We start from the raw sequence: 18,599 nt of genomic DNA on the forward strand, positions 1-18,599 counted from the left end.
GAGGTTGTAATAGAGTTATGGCTAATATATTTAAAAGTTATAAGTTTTTATATACTCTTACAACAGCTGCTGTTTCTTTTTTTCCAATCGTGGTTGTTAGTGCGAATTCTAACGCTTCTAGAGTTTCGTGTGATTCAGAGGCTCAGTTTTATACATGCAGTGATGGTAAGAAGCACGTAATCAAAAATAAAACCTATGATTTTCTAAACGCTTCTAAAGGTAAATCGGTTTCTGCTATATATGTAGGAAAGCAAGGCACAATTGTTAATGCGTCTCGTATAACTGTTACGGGTAGTAATCCAGATGAAATATCTCAATATGGTGCATTCGTACAAGATAGCGGAAAGCTTGTTCTAACGGATTCAAATTTTAAGAATATCCCCGGTCTTCGTGCTCTCAATGGAGTTATTCAAATGAACGACGGGAAGATTGAGGGAACTTCACACGCTATTTATGCATCGGGGAAAAAGACGGATATTGCTTTAGTTCGTGTAAATGTTGAGATTAAGCCAGACAATTTGAATGTAAAGGGTATAGGGATTGTAAGTGGTCTTGATGCATTTGTTAGGATGTCAGGTGGTACCGTTACTTTTAATGAGATTGGCGCATTTTCAACAAAATTTGGGGGGAAGTATCTTCTCGATACCATGATGGTTGAGGGAAAAGGAGAAAAATACACTGCTATAGTTGATAATGAAAGTGTCGATAAATTACCAGAAGCTTTTGACATATCTCAAGGGGGAGCTGTTCATTTGAGGGATAGTTCTATTCTTCTTACTGATATGCATGGCTTCTTGATTACAAATTTTTTAGGTTATGCCTATAAAAATGGCAAGCTAATTCAGAGTTATGATTCATCAGATGAATTTAAGAAAACAAATATTAATATTGAGAGATCAAATATTTCTGTGCATGGGATGGGGGTACATGGTCTGTACTTTGATACATTAGATTCAGATCGATGGGCTGATATGTTGAATATAGATGATAAAAAACGTTCAGAAACAGAAAAAATTGTTCTGGGAACTGCATCAGTTTATTTGTCAAAGACGTCTCTTACAGTTCCAGATGGTATTGCTATTTATGCTACGGGGCCTGAAGGTTTGGGAGCTGAAGCTACTCTTGAATTATCGGAAGGAACCAGAATCTCTGGTGATTTGTTATTTAAAGCTCAATACGACTCCTTTATAACCGTAAAAGCTAGGGACACTACGCTTACAGGAGATATTCGTGTTGAAGATACATCTACTGTTGATTTAGAGTTAACGCGTGGCTCGACATGGTATCTTACCCAAAGTAAATATTATCTCATCCAAAGTAAAAACGAAGATTCACAAGAAGGTATTTCTATAGATACATCCGTCTCATATATAAGTCTTTCAGACAGTACTATTGTTTTTAATAGTATATCCAATAATTATCAAACACTGCGCATTGGAAAAAAAACGATTATAGATGATATAGATGATATAAGTAAACAAGGTGAGTTGATAGCATTATACGGACTAGTCCATAAGGATGCATATAGTGCACAGGGTAATTCTCGGATTAAGCTCGGTGCATTTTTGAATGACGATGGTTTATTTGATACTCAAAAAGTTGATCGTATTTTGATTTATGGTGATGTCTCGGGGGAGACTACACTTCTCCAAGTGGAAGGTTTTTCCGAAAAATCAAAAAAAGAAGTCCGTGATAAAGGAAGTGAAAGTGTTTCACTTGTTCAAGTTTCTGGGTACGCGTGTGAAGATTCTTTTCAACTTGCCAGTGGGTATGTTACAATAGGTAGTTTTCCTTATCAATACCATCTTCGTGCTTATGGTCCAAGTTCTTCTTCTGGAAAAGCAGATCCCAAGAATAGATTAGTTGCAGGCAATGGAGACTTTTGGGATTTTCGCCTTGAAGGTATTTATGTGAGTTCCAAAGTTGATTCTTCTGAAACTAAGACTATTGAACCTGTTCATACGGATCTTACTTCCACTCCATCTACGCCTCCTTTTGTTGAAGTATCTTTACCGTCCTCTCCTCCTGTCGATTCTACATCTGTACCATTGCTTTCTACTGATACAGTTGAAACTTCGCATATAGAATCTATACCTACACCATCTGATTCAGTTACATTTCCTTCTTTGGCTCCTATGCCTGAACCACCTATGCCGTCTGCTCCACCTACGGTTTCTTCAGATGAGTTGTCTTTTTCAACCGAGCTTTCTTCTACGGAGGGTATTTCTACACCTGTTCCAACCGTTTACTCTACACCTCCTTCGTCCGAGTCGCCTGTGCCATCTGCTCCTGTTGACTTTAAGCCTATACCATCTCCTTCTGTTTCAGTTGAAACTTTACCTAAACAATCAATGCCTGCATCGCCGTCTGATTTAGTTAGATCTTTCCCTGTAGAAACTGTGCTGGAGCTATCTTCTCCGGTTACGTCTTCTCCATTTGAGTTGTCTGTGCCATCTACTTCTGTTAGTTCTGAGCCTTCTGCATCTGTGTTATCTAAGTCAGTAGAATCTTCATCTAAAGATTCGGCACCCACTCCTCTATCTCCAGCCGTTATACCTGCCTCTTCTCCGTCTACGCCCTCTGAGTTAGGTGATCCTTCATCTACAGGTTCTGTGCCCACTCCATTACCTACACCTACAGATCCTTCATCTTCTGCGCCCTCTGCGTCGGTAGATCCTTCAGCTTCTTCCTCTCCAGTTGCAGTTGTTACACCAACACCTACTCCGTTTGAGCTTTCTGATCCAAGTGATCCTATACCTACAGATCCTGTTCCCACTCCGCCTGTTCCAGTTGAACCTACACCAGTTGTGTTTGTTCCTGTTAGGCTTGATATTCAGTCCGAGCCAAGAATTAGAGCGGTTGTTCCACAGTTACCAACTTATCTCCTTTTACCAAATGCTTTATTCCATACCCGCTTGATGGATCTTGTCTCTCAAAATAAAAAATTGAAGGCAATACGAAGCTCTTCTCGAGGTTCTTTGAAGAGTGATGAAAATCCAGCATTTTTTATCCGTGGTTATGGTGGAAGCTATCACTATGCTTCAAATCTTTCTGCTTTTGAATATGGCTATGGAGCAGAACTCGATTATAGTGCACTGGAAGCAGGCGTTTTATTGAAAGAAATTGAGAGTTCAGAGAGTTGCTCATTGTTTGGGGTGATGGGAACTTATGGAAACCTCTCTCTCCATCCTCTAAATGTTGAACAGAGCAAAAAGAGTCCATTTGATAAATGGTCCGTTGCTGCTTATGGAAGTCTGCAACATGATGCGGGTTTTTATATGGATGGGTTGTTATCTTACGGCTTGTTTAGGGGTGATGTTTTCACTCTTGCACGGGGTAAGGTCGCAACATTAAAAGGTAAACAGTCAAGTGCTTCTTTAACCAGTGGTAAAACATTTGCAATAGGGCGTAATGGTTTTGTTTTTGATCCACAGCTTCAGCTTATTTATCAGCATCTTCAGTTTGATGGTGTGCGTGATGTTGATAGTCTTGATGTTGATATGGGAAAATTTAATCAATGGACGGCACGTGCTGGTGGGCGTTTAACTAAGTTTCTTGCGCCCTTTGAAGAGGGGCGTGTTATTTCTTTCTATGGTAAGCTTTATCTTATGCGTAGTTTTGGAGATAGACAGTTTGTTTCATTTAAAAATGATTTCCAGTTAGGTGATTTTGGTTCTTCTTTAGAAGCGGGGCTCGGTTTTAATGCCAAATTATCTTCGAAATTTGTACTTCATGGAGATATAAATTATCAGCATGGACTGACAAAAGCAGGGTTTTCTGGAATGAGCTTTTCCGGTAGATTACAATATCTTTTTTAGTTATCCATGAAATATAGAATAATTTATATATAAGTATATAAGTGTTATATTAATAATTAAGTTAAATATTTATCGTATATTTATTTTAATAAGTTTATAATATACATTATGTGATTGTTCTTCGTTAATAAATAGGGGTAAGGAAGAATGGTGATAAATGTATTTTACAAACATGCATTTTTATACAATTTTACAACAGCTATTCTTTATTTTTTTCAGGTTGCTTATGTTAGTGCTGCAGGATCTTCAAGTGATGCAGGAGAGGCATTTTATAAATGCGATGATAGAAAAACACACTTTCTCGCAAATAAAGTTTATTACTTAAAAAATTCTCAGGAGGTTGCGCCTATTGCAGCTATATATGTAGAAAAAGTAGGCACTGTTGTTAATGCCTCTCAGATAACAGTTTATGGCGATAATCCAGATAAAATATCTGCCTATGGGGCGTATGTAAGAAATGGTGGAAAACTTAATCTAACATTTGCAGATTTCAAGGACATACCTGCTCTTCGTGCTCAAAATGCAGTTATTAGCATGACAGTAGGGGAAATTAAGGGTGCTTCACATGCTATTTATGCATGGGGGAAAGAAACGGATATTGCTTTAGAGAGTGTGAATATCGATATTGAGCCGGATAATTTGAAGGTAAAAGGGATCGGTATTATGAGTGGTTTTGATGCAATGGTTAGAATGTCAGAAGGTACCGTTAATTTTAATAAGATTGGCTCATTTTCAACTCGGTTTGGGGGGCGCTATATTCTTGATACTATGTGTATTACGGGGCAAGGAAGGAGGGAGGAAGCTAGAACAGATGGTGATGGCGCTATGGGGGTATTGCCGGAAGCTTTTGAGGTTTTTCAAGGAGGTGATGTTTATTTGAAAAAAGGTTTTATTCATCTTAACAATATGCACGCATTCTTGATTAAAAATTTTTCAGGTTATGTAGACAACAATGGCAAATTAATTCAAAAGTATGTTTCGCCAGATGGCTTTAAGAATACAAGTATTAAGATAGAAAAAAACGATATTTCTGTGAAAGGGGAGGGAGTACATGGTCTGTATTTTAATGTTTTAGCTCCAGAAGAGCTTGCTAAGATGACTAGGCAACGAGATGATGAAAAAGTTTTAGAAACCCAAAAAGTTCTCACGGGGAAGGCATTTGTTTATTTATCACAGACAAATATGACAGTTCCAGATGGTATTGCGATTTATGCGAAGGGAAATAGAGGCTATAGGGCTGAAGGTATTCTTGAATTATCTGATGAAACAAAGATTTCTGGTGATTTGTTGTTAAAAGCTGAAAACAACGCTTCTCTATTGGTGAAAGCGAATTCTTCTTCTCTGACAGGAGGGACGCGTGTTGACGATAAATCAACTATTGATTTAGAGTTAACCCGTTATTCAACATGGTATCTTACTAAAAGTAAATACAACGGTTTACGGGAATCTGTTTCATCTCTTTCTTCTCTAAGTCTTTCCAATAGTACACTGATCTTTTATGATGAAGATATATTGAATGGTTATCAAACGCTACGCATTGGAAAAAGGCCGGATATAGGCGCAGGAGATAGAATTCTCGCATCAAAAGATAAAAAAGTTTACAGTGCTGAGGGAAATGCTCAGATTAAGTTGAGTGCATTTTTGAGTGATGAGGGTTTGTTTGATCCCCAAAAAACCGATCGTATATTGATTTCTGGTGATGTCTCGGGAACGACATTCATTCATGTGCGAAATTTTCCAAAAGCTGCAAATAAAGAAGTCCATGAAGGAAGAGATCAAAGCATTTCACTTATTCAAGTTGCTGGAACAGCGCAGGCAGGTTCTTTTCAACTCGCCAATGGTTATGATAGTTATACTACAGTGAAAGGTTTTCCTTATCAATATCGTATTCGTGGTTATGGTCCGAATTCGCCCTTTGGAAAAGCGGATGCTAAGCAAAGATTAGTGGAAGGTGAGGGGGATTTTTGGGATTTCCGTCTTGAAGGTATCTATATTTCTTCTAGAATAGGTACTTATAATGGTCCATTTATTAAACTGGCTTCGTTTTCATTATCTCATCCTTTAGATTCTCCGCCTCCCAATCCACTTCCTACGTTATTGACATCTGCCACACCTTCTTCTTCTACATCTTCTGATACTGCTGATCCTCCACCTTCTCCCCCCGACCCACTTCCTACGTCATTGACATCTGCCACACCTTCTTCTTCTACATCTTCTGATCCTGTTGATCCTCCACCTTCTCCCCCTGATCCACTTCCCACATCATTGACATCTGTTACACCTTCTGTTTCGGCATCACCTTCATCTGCAGATTCTGTTTCTCCTGCTTCTGCCCCTATTGAACCAAAGCCTTCTACATCTTCTGACCCTGTTGAAACTTCGTCTAATCTTCCTGTGTCGCTTAATGTTCAGTCTAATCTCCAAATTAGAGCTGTTGTTCCTCAATTGCCAACTTATCTTCTTTTGCCAAATACCTTATTTCATGCTGGTTTAGTGGATATGACCACGCAAAATAAGACGGTAGAGACAATGCGGAATGCTTTTCATTCCTCTTGGAAGGATGATGAAAAGACAGCCTTTTTTCTGCATGCTTATGGTGGTAGTCATCATTATGCTTCCAATTTATCTGCTTTTGAATATGGCTATAACGCTGAGCTGAATTATAGTGCACTCGAAGCAGGTGTTTTGTTAAACGAGATTGAGAGTTTATACAGTCGTACATTCTTTGGGGCTTTGGGGAATTATGGAAATCTTTCTCTAACCCCAGAGGATGTTGAACAAAGCAAAAAAAGCGCATTTGATAAATGGTCTGTTGGAGCCTATGGAAGTTTACAGCATAATACGGGTTTTTATATCGATGGAGTATTATCGTATGGACTTTTTAAGGGAGATGTTTTGACACTAGCACGGGGCAAGGTTGTAGCGTTAAAGGGTAAACAGTTTAGCGGTTCTTTAACAAGTGGCAGAACGTTTGCAACAGGGTATAAAGGTGTTGTTTTTGATCCGCAGATTCAGGTTGTTTATCAGCATCTTCAGTTTAATCCGGCACATGATGTTGATAATATTGATGTTGATTTAGGAAAATTTCATCAATGGGTGGGGCGTGTTGGTGGGCGTTTAAGCAAGACACTTAATGTTTCTGAAAAGGGACGTGCCATTTCTTTTTATAGTAAGCTTTCTTATTTGCATAGTTTTGAAGATAAGCAATTTGTTTCTTTTAAAAACGATTTCCAATTAGGTGATTTTGGTTCTTCTTTAGAAGCGGGGCTTGGTTTTAATGCCAAATTATCTTCGAAATTTGCACTTCATGGAGATATAAATTATCAGCATAAACTGACAAAAGCAGGATTTTCTGGAATGAGCTTTTCTGGTAGATTACAATATCATTTTTAGTTATCCATAAAATATAGAATAATTTACATATAAGTATATAAGCGTTATATTAATAACTAAATTAAGTATTTATTGTATATTTATTTTATGAAGTTTATACTATATATTATATGATTGTTATTCTTTGATAAATATGAGTAATGAAGAATGATGGTTAATGTATTTTATAATCATACATTTTTATGCACTTTTACAACAGCTATTCTTTATTTTTTGCAAATTTTCCATCTTGAAGCTGCTGGAAGTTTATGTGATCCAGAGGCTCCATTTTATAGATGCGATGATAGAAAAACACACTTTCTCGCAGATAAAGTTTATTACTTAAAAAATTCTCAGGAAGCTGCGCCTATTGCAGCTATATATGTAGGAAAGCAAGGCACAATTGTTAATGCGTCTCGTATAACTGTTACGGGTGATAATTCAGATGAAATATCTCAATATGGTGCATTCGTACAAGATGGCGGAAAGCTTATTCTAACGGATTCAAATTTTAAGGATATCCCCGGTCTTCGTGTTCTAAATGGAGTTATTCAGATGAATGACGGGAAGATTGAAGGAACTTCGCACGCTGTTTATGCATCGGGGAAAGAGGCGAATGTTGCTTTAGTTCGTGTCAATGTTGAGATTAAACCAGACAATTTGAATGCGAATGGTATAGGGATTGTAAGTGGTCTTAATGCATTTGTTAGGATGTCAGGTAGCACTGTTACTTTTAATGAGATTGGCGCGTTTTCAACAAAGTTTGGGGGGAGATATCTTCTCGATAACATGACGATTGAGGGAAAAGGGAAAAAATACACTTCTATAGTTGATAATGAAAGTGTCGATAAATTACCAGAGGCTTTTGACATATTTCAAGGTGGCGCTGTTCAATTGAGGAATAGTTCTATTGTGCTTAATGATATGCATGGCTTTTTGGTTAAAAATTTTTCAGCTTTTGTAAATAGTAGAGGCCAGCCTATTCATAATTATGATCTATCAGACGCTTTTAAGAAGACAAATATTGAGATTGAGAGCTCAAATATTTCTGTGCAGGGAAAGGGGGCTTATGGTCTGTATTTTAATCTATTAGATCCAAACACAGTGGCCGAATATTATGGACAAAAAGGTGTTTCAAAAGAGCCAAGAATCACTATGGGAAAGGCATCTGTTCGTTTAAAACAGACAACTTTCACAGTTCCAGATGGTACAGCTATTTATGTTACTGGGCAGGGCGGTTATGGAGCTAGTGTTTCTCTTGATTTATCAGAAGCAACAAAGATCTCTGGTGATTTGTTATTAAAAGCTGAAAAGAACTCTTCTATATCTATTAAAGCAAGCGCTTCTTCCCTTACAGGGGGTGTGCACGTTGAAGATACTTCTACTGCTAGATTAGAATTAACGCGTGGTTCTACTTGGTATCTCACAAAAAGCAAATATAAAGGTTTGCAGGGTTCTGTTTTTACAGATTCATCACTTTCATCTGTGAGTCTTTCTGATAGTACATTTATTTTCAATCGGGATGTATCCAGCGGTTATCAAACATTGCGTATCGGGAATGAACGATACAAGGAGGCATACAATGCGGAGGGTAATGTTCAGATTAAGCTCAGTACGTTTTTGAATGATGATGGTTTGTTTGATTCTCAAAAAACCGATCGTATTTTGATCGATGGAGATGTTTCCGGCACTACACTGCTCGTGATGGAAAATTTTTCCAAAACTTCAGAAAAGGAAGTAAGCGGTGAAGGAAGCAACAGTATTTCACTTATCCAAGTTTCTGGATATGCGCGTGAAGATTCTTTTAAACTAATGGGCGATTATACTGCAATAAATGGTTTGCCTTATCAATATCGTCTTCGTGCTTATGGCCCAAGTTCTTCTTTTGGAAAAGCAGATCCTATGAATAGATTAGTTGCAGGAGATCGGGACTTTTGGGATTTTCGTCTCGAGGGTATTTATATTAGTCCTAAACAAGATTCTTCTACAATTTTACCTATTCCACCTTCACCTTCTGCGCCGGTAGATCCTACACCTACAGACCCTGTTCCCACTCCATTACCTACACCTATTACACCAACACCTGCTCCGTCTGCGCCCTCTGATCCAAGTGGTCCTATACCTACAGATCCTACAGATCCTTCATCTTCTTCCTCTGTGCCTATTACACCAACACCTTCTCCGTCAGCGCCCTCTGATCCAAGTGATCCTGTACCTACAGATCCTTCATCTTCTTCCTCTGTGCCTATTACACCAACACCTTCTCCGTCAGCGCCCTCTGATCCAAGTGGTCCTATACCTACAGATCCTTCATCTTCTTCCTCTGTACCTATTACACCAACACCTTCTCCGTCAGCGCCCTCTGATCCAAGTGATCCTGTACCTACAGATCCTTCATCTTCTTTCTCTGTGCCTATTACACCAACACCTTCTCCGTCAGCGCCCTCTGATCCAAGTGATCCTGTACCTACAGATCCTTTACCTTCTTCCTTTGTGCCTATTACACCAACACCTTCTCCGTCAGCGCCCTCTGATCCAAGTGATCCTGTACCTACAGATCCTTCATCTTCTTCCTCTGTGCCTATTACACCAACACCTTCTCCGTCAGCGCCCTCTGATCCAAGTGATCCTGTACCTACAGATCCTTCATCTTCTTTCTCTGTGCCTATTACACCAACACCTTCTCCGTCAGCGCCCTCTGATCTAAGTGATCCTATACCTACAGATCCTGTCCCCACTTCGCCTGTTCCTGTTAAGCCTGATATTCAGCCCGAAATGGGAATTAGGGCGGTTGTCCCACAGTTGCCAACTTATCTCCTTTTACCAAATGCGTTATTCCATGCCGGCTTGATGGATTTTGCCTCTCAAAATAAAAAATTGGAGGCAATACGAAGCTATTCTAGAGGTTCTTTGAAAAGTGATGAAAATCCAGCATTTTTTATCCGTGGTTATGGTGGAAGCTACCACTATGCTTCAAATCTTTCTGCTTTTGAATATGGCTATGGAGCAGAACTTGATTATAGTGCACTGGAAGCAGGCGTTTTGCTGAAAGAAATTGAGAGTTCAGAGAGTTGCACATTCTTTGGGGTCACGGGAACTTATGGAAACCTCTCTCTCCATCCTCTAAATGTTGAACAAAGCAAAAAGAGTCCATTTGATAAATGGTCCGTTGCTGCTTATGGAAGTTTACAGCATAATACGGGTTTTTATATCGATGGAGTATTATCGTATGGACTTTTTAAGGGAGATGTTTTGACACTAGCACGGGGCAAGGTTGTAGCGTTAAAGGGTAAACAGTTTAGCGGTTCTTTAACAAGTGGCAGAACGTTTGCAACAGGGTATAAAGGTGTTGTTTTTGATCCGCAGATTCAGGTTGTTTATCAGCATCTTCAGTTTAATCCGGCACATGATGTTGATAATATTGATGTTGATTTAGGAAAATTTCATCAATGGGTGGGGCGTGTTGGTGGGCGTTTAAGCAAGACACTTAATGTTTCTGAAAAGGGACGTGCCATTTCTTTTTATAGTAAGCTTTCTTATTTGCGTAGTTTTGAAGATAAGCAATTTGTTTCTTTTAAAAATGATTTCCAGTTAGGTGATTTTGGTTCTTCTTTAGAAGCGGGGCTTGGTTTTAATGCGCGTCTTTCTTCAAAACTTTCTCTTTATGGAGATATAACTTATCAGCATAAATTTAAGAAAGTTGGTTTTTCTGGAGCGAGTTTCTCAGCTGGTTTGCGCCATCTTTTTTGACAGAGTATGGTATGTCCTTTTATAAAAAGGCAGTAGAAAATGCTGCCTTTTACTTTATTAAAATCTTCTCTTATTTTTTAGAGAGGAAGATGGGTTTTATGCGCAATTGCTTCTGGAGGATTGTGCGGCTATCTTAGCTGTGATGGTTGTTGTTGTTTTCTTAAACAGAGATGTTGATAATACCACACTCACCATTTTCGCTACCAAAGGCAAGGTTGTGCCCTGTCTGATCCCAGTTGAGCGCTGAAATGGCGCTTTTTCCATAGCCTTTTAGAAGAACTTCTTTTCCATCGTGAAAATGTGCACACAAAATCATTCCATCATTGAAGCCTATTGCTGCAATTTCTTTGCTTGGATGGCATGCAACGGTGCTGACAAGTGCATTTGCTCGTGTGCCCAGTTCTAATGGTGTTTTTCCCATGGGGCCATCTTTTGTATGAAAGGGCCAGACAATGGCTGCTGATGCACCGGATGTTGCTAACCATTTTCCCTTCGCACTCCAAGACCAGCTTTTGACTTTGCTTGGGTAGCCACTCATGCGGAGATGCTGATTATCAGTGAGACGCCAGCCATGGAGGGCGTTTTCTTGCATGGTAGAAATGACATAGCGGTTGTCTGGTGAGAAGGTGACACCAAAGTGTGCTCCTTTCCAGACCAATGTGGTGGGAGATGTTTGCGTTGATAACCAATGAAGAGTAACTCCATTGTAATGGGCAACGGCAAGTCGTAAACCTTTTGGGGCAAAAGCGAGGCCTTCTACACTGCGTTCATGTGTGAGCTCTTGTCTTTCTTTTCCAACATCCACAAATGCGAAACGTGAGGAGGAAAAAGCAAAAACTTTCCGTGGTCCAAATGCAACATTGCTTATCCATTTGCCTTCCTGTTTGCCCAGTACTTTTGTATGACCATCTACTGTTGTTTGACAGACCTTTCCGTCTTCTCCACCTGTAATGATAGCTGTGTTATCATGGGAAAAATGGCTAGAAATTATTCCTTGGTGAACTTCAATGTTTTGTGGGATTGGGTTTAAAAAAACAATGAAACCTTCGACCGAGACAAAAGCTGGTTTATTATCAATAAAACCGCAGGAAAGACAATAATTTTGTAAATTGTAATTGGTAATGCTTGGCATTTTTACTCGCTTATGCACAATTTTCAAAACCGGTTTTCAGTTTTTCGGCATCAAGGGTACGGCCAATAAAAACAAGTCGACTTTCACGTTTTTCATCTTCACGCCATGGACGTTGGTGCTGTCCTTCAAGGATCATGTGTATGCCTTGAATGACATAACGATCATCGTCTCCTTGAAATGCGATAATGCCTTTTAAACGCAAAATATCAGGACCTTGTTGTTGCGTGATCTGTTGAATCCATGGGAAAAATTTTTCTGGTTGAAGGGCACCTGTTTTTAAACTTACAGAGGTTATTGTAATATCATGAATGGTGGATTTGTGGTGATGTACATGATCATGATTACAATCGGGACCACAGACATGGTCTGCGTGCTGATGGTCAAGAAAATGGGGATCATTATCTAAAGTGCGTTGGAGATCAAAGGAACCTCGATCGAGGAGTTTATCAAGAGGGATGTTAGCGCGCTCTGTTGCGTAAATTATGGCTCTGGGATTAATTGCAAGAATGAGCGATTGCGCGTGTGCACGTTCTTCTTCGCTGACAAGATCAATTTTATTTAAGAGAACAATATCAGAGAAAGCAATTTGTTCTTCAACTTCACGACTTTTTTTCAGTTGAGAGGGCAAATGCTTTGCATCAACGACCGCGATAACACTGTCGAGAGCTGTTTTTTCATGGACCGTATCATCCATGAAAAAGGTCTGTGCTACGGGAACGGGATCTGCAAGTCCTGTCGTTTCTATAATGATCGCATCAAATCGATGAGAACGTTGCATCAGACTTTCCAGAATGCGAATAAGATCACCACGCACAGTGCAGCAAACACAGCCATTATTCATTTCATAAATTTCTTCATCTGATTCAATGATCAGGTCATTATCAATACCAATTTCACCAAATTCATTGACAATGACGGCATAACGTTTGCCATGATTTTCACTGAGAATGCGGTTGAGAAGGGTAGTTTTTCCTGCACCAAGATAGCCTGTGAGAACCGTAACGGGAAGTTTTTTGGGGTGTGTTGTTTCCATGGAGAGACCTTTTATTGTTCTTTATTGCCATGTATTTATTTTAAATCGATTGATATCATCAAGTAAACCACGAAGCCCACAAAGAACATGAGAGAAAATTGCTTCACCGGCTTGCGGTGTTGCTTTGCTTGCGTTTCCTGCTGCACCTTGCGTATTTAGATCTCGCATTGTCCACCCAAAGGCATGAGGACCATAAGCGCGTAAATACTGATAGTTGGCAATCATATCAGCTTGCTTATTATAAAAATTTTCTGCTTTCTCCATATGCACTTTTTCGGGTGCTAAATAGAGCATGAGAGAGGTTTCGATAAATCCTCCATGGATATCAAGATGCTGTTGAGACGGTGCCATTAAACCTTGCGGTAGGCCAAAACGACTCCAACTTGTTGCTACCGCAAGCATTGAAAAACGCCTCCGTAATTCGGTGATAACAATGCTCATTAAGGGTGAGTTGCCTCCATGGGCATTGAGAAGAAGAAAACGCTTTATTCCTTTGCGATAGCAGTTTTCACCAATGCTTATCCATCGCTCAATAGCATCAGAAAAGGTAAGGGTTTGTGTGCCTGTAACATCCATATGTTCTATAGAATAGCCAATCTTTTCAACCGGTAAAAGTGCTATATGAAATTGCTCTTTTGTTTGTAAAGTGAGGGCTTTTGCAAAAGCTTCAGCAATGATCCAGTCGGTTTCGAAGGGAAGGTGCTCTCCGTGATATTCGTGTGCGCCCAAAGGTAAAAGAGCGAGAAAAGGCGTGTCAGATACCATAAATTATTGCCCAAAAGAGAAGTTAACACAGAAAAAATGATCAAAAGTGCTGTCACTATTTAATCTATCTATAAGAGAAACGCAAATAGGCGTCTTTTTACATCACATATGGATGCTATAAAAATGAGAGCTTTGTCAAACAATAGTGAAGATTTTATTGAGCAAAGCCAACTCAAATTTTTTGTAATATGAGGCGAGCTTTCTAAAGATAGCTATCTTTGGTAAGACTTTCTGATGCATATTCTCATTTTTAATAAGTAAATATTCATACAGGTTAAATACTTCACATCATGTAATGAAAAATAATTTTTTCATTGTTTATTGAAAGCGCAATTTTTTCTGTAAGTTGTATATTCTTCTTTTTACTATGGAGCGAGGATAACAAAACTATTTCTATTGTTGCAATAGTACAGAATTTGGTTGAAATCAGGAGTTCTAAATTCTTAATTCAAGTATCTGTATAGTACAAAAGAATAGAATTTTTTTTGATTGATTTTACTTTGGATAGTGTCTTAACAGACTTTAGTGTTCATGAGAAAAAATGAATATAAAGGGAAAAATTCACGTAAGATGAACTTGAATCTCAGAGAGCTCGATGAGTTTATAAGATGATTCAAGAAGAAATACCGTTGGATACATGATAAACAGAACGCTATTGTGTTGCACATTGATACGCTTGTTTTAAAGAAACCTTTCTCAAGGTATCCAAGCCTATTTTGTGATACTGTTCGTGAATGGTATAATGGTAAAGCCTCATAATATAAAATATATTGTACTTCACTATCTTTACATTTTTAAATTAAAAAGGGGCTCCACCATTCACTTTTCCAGTTTTCAATACTGTGTTAACCGCGCTTGATATTTAAAATATCTCATAAGTGATATTTTCCTTTCTTCAAGTGTGTTTACACACACACATCGTTTTCTTTTGTGCTTTGAAAGCGAAGAATATTGATTAATTCAATATAAACAGCGTTAAAATTAAGAGAATCCTATAATAGTCAGCTCTGTCATTCAACATGCAAAACAATAAATTATTATTATAGATGAGTATTCTGCTGTTAAAATGATCGGTTGGTAAATTTATCATTTAATATCATTTTTCTTTCAAGCATTTGATCAATTATTTATTTTGTACAAATTGCAGACAGTTATGTGAATATTGCCAAAAATTTATTTCAAAGAGAATTTTTTTATTAATACAGAGTAAATATAAATAGGGCTGTGCTCTACAATATTGAAGAAAAATATGGAATAAAATTTATGAAAATTAAGAAAGAAAATTGTTTTTCAGTATTTTGGGGGATCATCTCATTTTTTATGACTCTCTTTTTATTTAATTTTAGGTAGTTTGTTGGTGCTCTATTGTTGCTTATAATGTTTTTGTAAATCTGATAGATTTACTTATTTTATGCGTTTGTTTTGTTAGGTTTGAATGTCAATATTTTGAGTTTTTATGCTGTATGAGATAAAGGGGCTGAATTACCTTTTGAAGATGCTATGCGCTATTTTTCTTTATATATCAGTAAAAGTTGAGAATTATTTTATTAACGTCTTTTCTATTTGAAAATAGATATCTTAATTTCTTTTTACATTTTATAACTGTTTTATAGAAAAATAATACAATATTTTAATGTTTATTTATTATGATATATTTGTTTTATATCGAGTTTTTTATTCGCTATCAATTTTATTTTCAAGTTTATTGATGAGCGATATAATAAAAATCCATTAATTACTATTTCATTTGTATATTTATTGAAAATAATATATGATAATTATCATTATAATGGCGGTTTTTAATGTTATAGTTCTTTAAAATTTAATTACATTTTAAATTATTTATAAAAGTTCTATTATATAAATTTTCAAATGAATTTATTTTTTTAATCTTTATTATAATAAGCAATTTGACAAATTTTTATTATTTTGAAGTAGATAAATAACAATGACAATATCTTACTGTTAAGATATTAGTTATTATAGTGTAAAATGAATAAATTATTTTTATCATTTTATGTTTTATATCTTTACATGTAATACACAATGTGCTATATAATATAATTACATATAATATTTTATTATGTGCAATTATATAAATGATTAAATATAAGTTTTGGTTTTTATATATGTGAATATTCTTTCATTTTTTCAGTGAAGAAAAGAGGAGCAAAGAAAGCTATGTTTAAAATATTTAAAAATCGTGTATGTTCATTTACTTTTACACTATTTATTCTCTTTTTTGTACAAACTATAGAGGGAAATGCAAGTTTTGTAAAAAATCAATTTCAAGAGAGAATGGCAGTTACTATTTCTACACTAGAAAAAGATGTAGCTATTAAAGCTGTGGATAGAGCTGTTATTCAAGGCGTTGAGGAACAAGATGGCATTGCTTTGGGGAAAGCTGAAAAAACTGCTGCCTTTTCAGGTGCAGCCTGTTGGGGGGGAATAGGTATTTTATCACTTCTTGCTTCTTTATGTGTTGGGGATGTATTAGGTGCTGTTATATCTCTTTGGGGAATATTCACTACACTTTAGTAAAAAGATCATCGACAAAGTCTATGATCTTTTTGTTCGCCTCATGATTTTGAAAAAATAAATATTTGAAATTATTTATACTGTATTGGATAAAAAATTACTATTCTTAATAATAAATATAGTTTTATTAACATTATTAAAGTTCAAGATCCTACATTTATGTTTTTTTACAAAATAGAGTAACCTGATTTTTTACAGTTTATGTTTATTCTCTAGTAATAAGGTTAGTATACTCATTATCTTTATCAGCTTTTTAATATTGTCTATCTTCTCTCATATGAAGATTATTCATCAAAGGCATATTTTATCCTTTTTAAATTTTTTGATTTTTTATAAGAGAACAAAATAAAAAGATCCCTGTATTCATAGCTCTTATGCAATAAGAAAAATGATAAATTATTATTTCAAATTTGTTTATGTTAAATCCATCAAAAGTATTTTTACGTATCACAAGTTGCGTTCGTGTATGGATAAAATTATTAAAAAAAAAGAGTAAAAATTATTCTTATGAATCATCTCTAAGGTCCAAGGGCTGTCGTAATATTGACCAAATAAATGATGATGCCGGTTTGTATTTTTATAGAGTAAAGATAGTGATACACAATGAATCTTATGCCATATCATGGGGTGGTTTATATTGTAGCATTTACGCGCCATATTGTGAGAGGGAAGTGGTGATATGCATCGTTAAAAAATGCCTTTATTAAAACACAAACACTTGTGTTTGCGATACAAGTGCATTCTGGGTTGTTCTGTTGTGTGAGGCAAAGATACTGTTAAGTGAGGTAATTAAGGAGTGTTTATAGCTTAGCGGAAGAAGGGCAATGAAGTAAAAGGTCTTGTTTAGCACGAAGACGTGCAATCCATTGATCTTCACGAATAGCAGTATTATGTAGTGTAATGAGTTCGTTTTTTTTAATTTCAGCTGTTACTGTTGCTTTTTCTAAAAGACCACAAGGAATGGCGTGGTGAGCGCGTGCTTCTGCGATGTTCATTATCCAAGCGCGATAAGTATAAAGACCGATAAAGTCTAGCTGATCACCTGGATGTAAATCTTTTTTAGCAACAGCACAGACTTCTACTACGGGATGGCTAAAAGGAGCCATATCTTTTTTGCCATAAAGCATAACGCGTGCGCAGGTGAGGGGAACTTCCATTGCTGTTAAATGATAGGGACGGTGAAAGGTGAAATAAGGCCCCTGACCAATTTTTAAATCTTCCATACGTTCGCGTAAACGTGGGTGCGCTATTTCTGCAATGACAAAGACACCTGGAGAAACACCTTGGCCTGTTGAATAATCTACAATACCATATCGCTGCAAAATGCCTCCATCTTGTTTTGGGATAAGCACTTTGTTTAGATCTTGCAGCGCCGCTTGTGGTCCATGCATTCCTGGGCAATCGGGGAGAAGTCCAGTGGCATTGGCAATTGCTGCCATTTCAACCATCGTTTTGGAACCATCAATAAATTCAACCAACATGCGCACATTCATATTACGCCGGAATGCTTCTTCTTCGTAAGCATCAGGTGTAGCATCAAAGCGCAGAGGATTATTTTTTCCTTTACCTGCTGCAACAATCTTATGTCCAAGGGCTGAAACAAATTCTATGAGTTCCATACAAGAAGTTGGTTCATCTCCGGCACCAAGTGTATAAATGAGCCCTCGTTTCTCTGCTTCATGTTTGAGATAAGCGCCAATTGTAACATCTGCTTCAACATTCATCATGACAAGATGTTTGTTATTTTCAAGCGCTTTGATACCAATTTCTGCTCCTGCTTCGGGATAGCCTGTTGCATCAACGATAATATCAATTTGTTCATGACGTAAAACAAGGTTAATATCATCTGTTGCTGCAATCAAATTTTTTTCAATGCTTTGCGTGAGAGCATAAGTATTTTCAACTTCACAGGCATGTCCATCCTCGCCATAGGCTATTGTAGCGGCATCAAAAATACGTGACGGCGTCCTAGTGGCTACTGCAGCGACTGTTATACCATCCATATGCGCGATACTTGATAATAAATCTGTGCCCATTTCACCACAACCAATCAGTCCAATACGGATGGGGGGATGCTTTTCTGCACGTTGTTTTAAATCATGCGCTAAACCTGTTAGGTTCACATTGCTTGCCATTCTTTTTTCCCATTTGAAAACTATTCTGCTAAAGAATTTTTCTCATTCATAAGGTG

General features: G+C 37.2%; 8 protein-coding genes. 4 read left to right on the forward strand and 4 right to left on the reverse strand.

The genetic code is table 11. From position 1 onward, the window contains the following. Positions 1-17: 17 nt before the first annotated feature. From ACFIJK_RS06830 to ACFIJK_RS06840, 3 genes are all read left to right on the forward strand, one after another. Positions 18-3,818 (forward strand): autotransporter outer membrane beta-barrel domain-containing protein, encoded by a 3,801-nt coding sequence (locus ACFIJK_RS06830; protein WP_375627318.1) that lies wholly within the window; start codon positions 18-20, stop codon positions 3,816-3,818. A 147-nt stretch (positions 3,819-3,965) separates the two neighbouring features. Beyond that, complete coding sequence (locus ACFIJK_RS06835) at positions 3,966-7,211, forward strand: autotransporter outer membrane beta-barrel domain-containing protein (protein ID WP_375627319.1); 3,246 nt, start codon at positions 3,966-3,968, stop codon at positions 7,209-7,211. Positions 7,212-7,361: 150 nt separating this feature from the next. Continuing rightward, positions 7,362-10,940: an autotransporter outer membrane beta-barrel domain-containing protein gene (locus tag ACFIJK_RS06840; RefSeq protein ID WP_375627320.1), complete on the forward strand. Its 3,579-nt coding sequence runs from the start codon at positions 7,362-7,364 to the stop codon at positions 10,938-10,940. Between the two features lie 160 nt (positions 10,941-11,100). Here the strand turns inward: ACFIJK_RS06840 and ACFIJK_RS06845 are convergent, their stop codons facing one another. The 3 genes from ACFIJK_RS06845 to ACFIJK_RS06855 are packed head-to-tail and all read right to left on the reverse strand — an operon-like array spanning position 11,101 to position 13,870. Further along, the gene (locus ACFIJK_RS06845; RefSeq protein ID WP_375626647.1) at positions 11,101-12,072 is read right to left on the reverse strand and encodes a WD40 repeat domain-containing protein; all 972 of its coding nucleotides are present in this window, start codon (positions 12,070-12,072) and stop codon (positions 11,101-11,103) included. Positions 12,073-12,082: 10 nt separating this feature from the next. Then, positions 12,083-13,105: a CobW family GTP-binding protein gene (locus ACFIJK_RS06850; protein ID WP_375627321.1), complete on the reverse strand. Its 1,023-nt coding sequence runs from the start codon at positions 13,103-13,105 to the stop codon at positions 12,083-12,085. Positions 13,106-13,126: 21 nt separating this feature from the next. Beyond that, positions 13,127-13,870 (reverse strand): creatininase family protein, encoded by a 744-nt coding sequence (locus ACFIJK_RS06855; protein ID WP_375626651.1) that lies wholly within the window; start codon positions 13,868-13,870, stop codon positions 13,127-13,129. Positions 13,871-16,051: 2,181 nt separating this feature from the next. On the opposite strand from ACFIJK_RS06855, the gene ACFIJK_RS06860 reads away from it, so the two are divergent. Next, complete coding sequence (locus tag ACFIJK_RS06860; RefSeq protein WP_375627322.1) at positions 16,052-16,408, forward strand: hypothetical protein; 357 nt, start codon at positions 16,052-16,054, stop codon at positions 16,406-16,408. Positions 16,409-17,208: 800 nt separating this feature from the next. Here ACFIJK_RS06860 and ACFIJK_RS06865 read toward each other — a convergent pair. Next, positions 17,209-18,543: an NAD(P)H-dependent oxidoreductase gene (locus tag ACFIJK_RS06865; RefSeq protein ID WP_375627323.1), complete on the reverse strand. Its 1,335-nt coding sequence runs from the start codon at positions 18,541-18,543 to the stop codon at positions 17,209-17,211. Positions 18,544-18,599: the final 56 nt, after the last annotated feature.

This window comes from Bartonella sp. PS17NMGDW (assembly GCF_042193555.1).
Lineage (GTDB): Bacteria > Pseudomonadota > Alphaproteobacteria > Rhizobiales > Rhizobiaceae > Bartonella > Bartonella grahamii.

Coding starts and splice junctions, on each gene's coding strand:
- ACFIJK_RS06830 (WP_375627318.1), top strand. CDS start 18: ATGGCTAATATATTTAAAAGTTATAAGTTTTTATATACTCTTACAACA.
- ACFIJK_RS06835 (WP_375627319.1), top strand. CDS start 3,966: ATGGTGATAAATGTATTTTACAAACATGCATTTTTATACAATTTTACA.
- ACFIJK_RS06840 (WP_375627320.1), top strand. CDS start 7,362: ATGGTTAATGTATTTTATAATCATACATTTTTATGCACTTTTACAACA.
- ACFIJK_RS06845 (WP_375626647.1), bottom strand. CDS start 12,072: ATGCCAAGCATTACCAATTACAATTTACAAAATTATTGTCTTTCCTGC.
- ACFIJK_RS06850 (WP_375627321.1), bottom strand. CDS start 13,105: ATGGAAACAACACACCCCAAAAAACTTCCCGTTACGGTTCTCACAGGC.
- ACFIJK_RS06855 (WP_375626651.1), bottom strand. CDS start 13,870: ATGGTATCTGACACGCCTTTTCTCGCTCTTTTACCTTTGGGCGCACAC.
- ACFIJK_RS06860 (WP_375627322.1), top strand. CDS start 16,052: ATGTTTAAAATATTTAAAAATCGTGTATGTTCATTTACTTTTACACTA.
- ACFIJK_RS06865 (WP_375627323.1), bottom strand. CDS start 18,543: ATGGCAAGCAATGTGAACCTAACAGGTTTAGCGCATGATTTAAAACAA.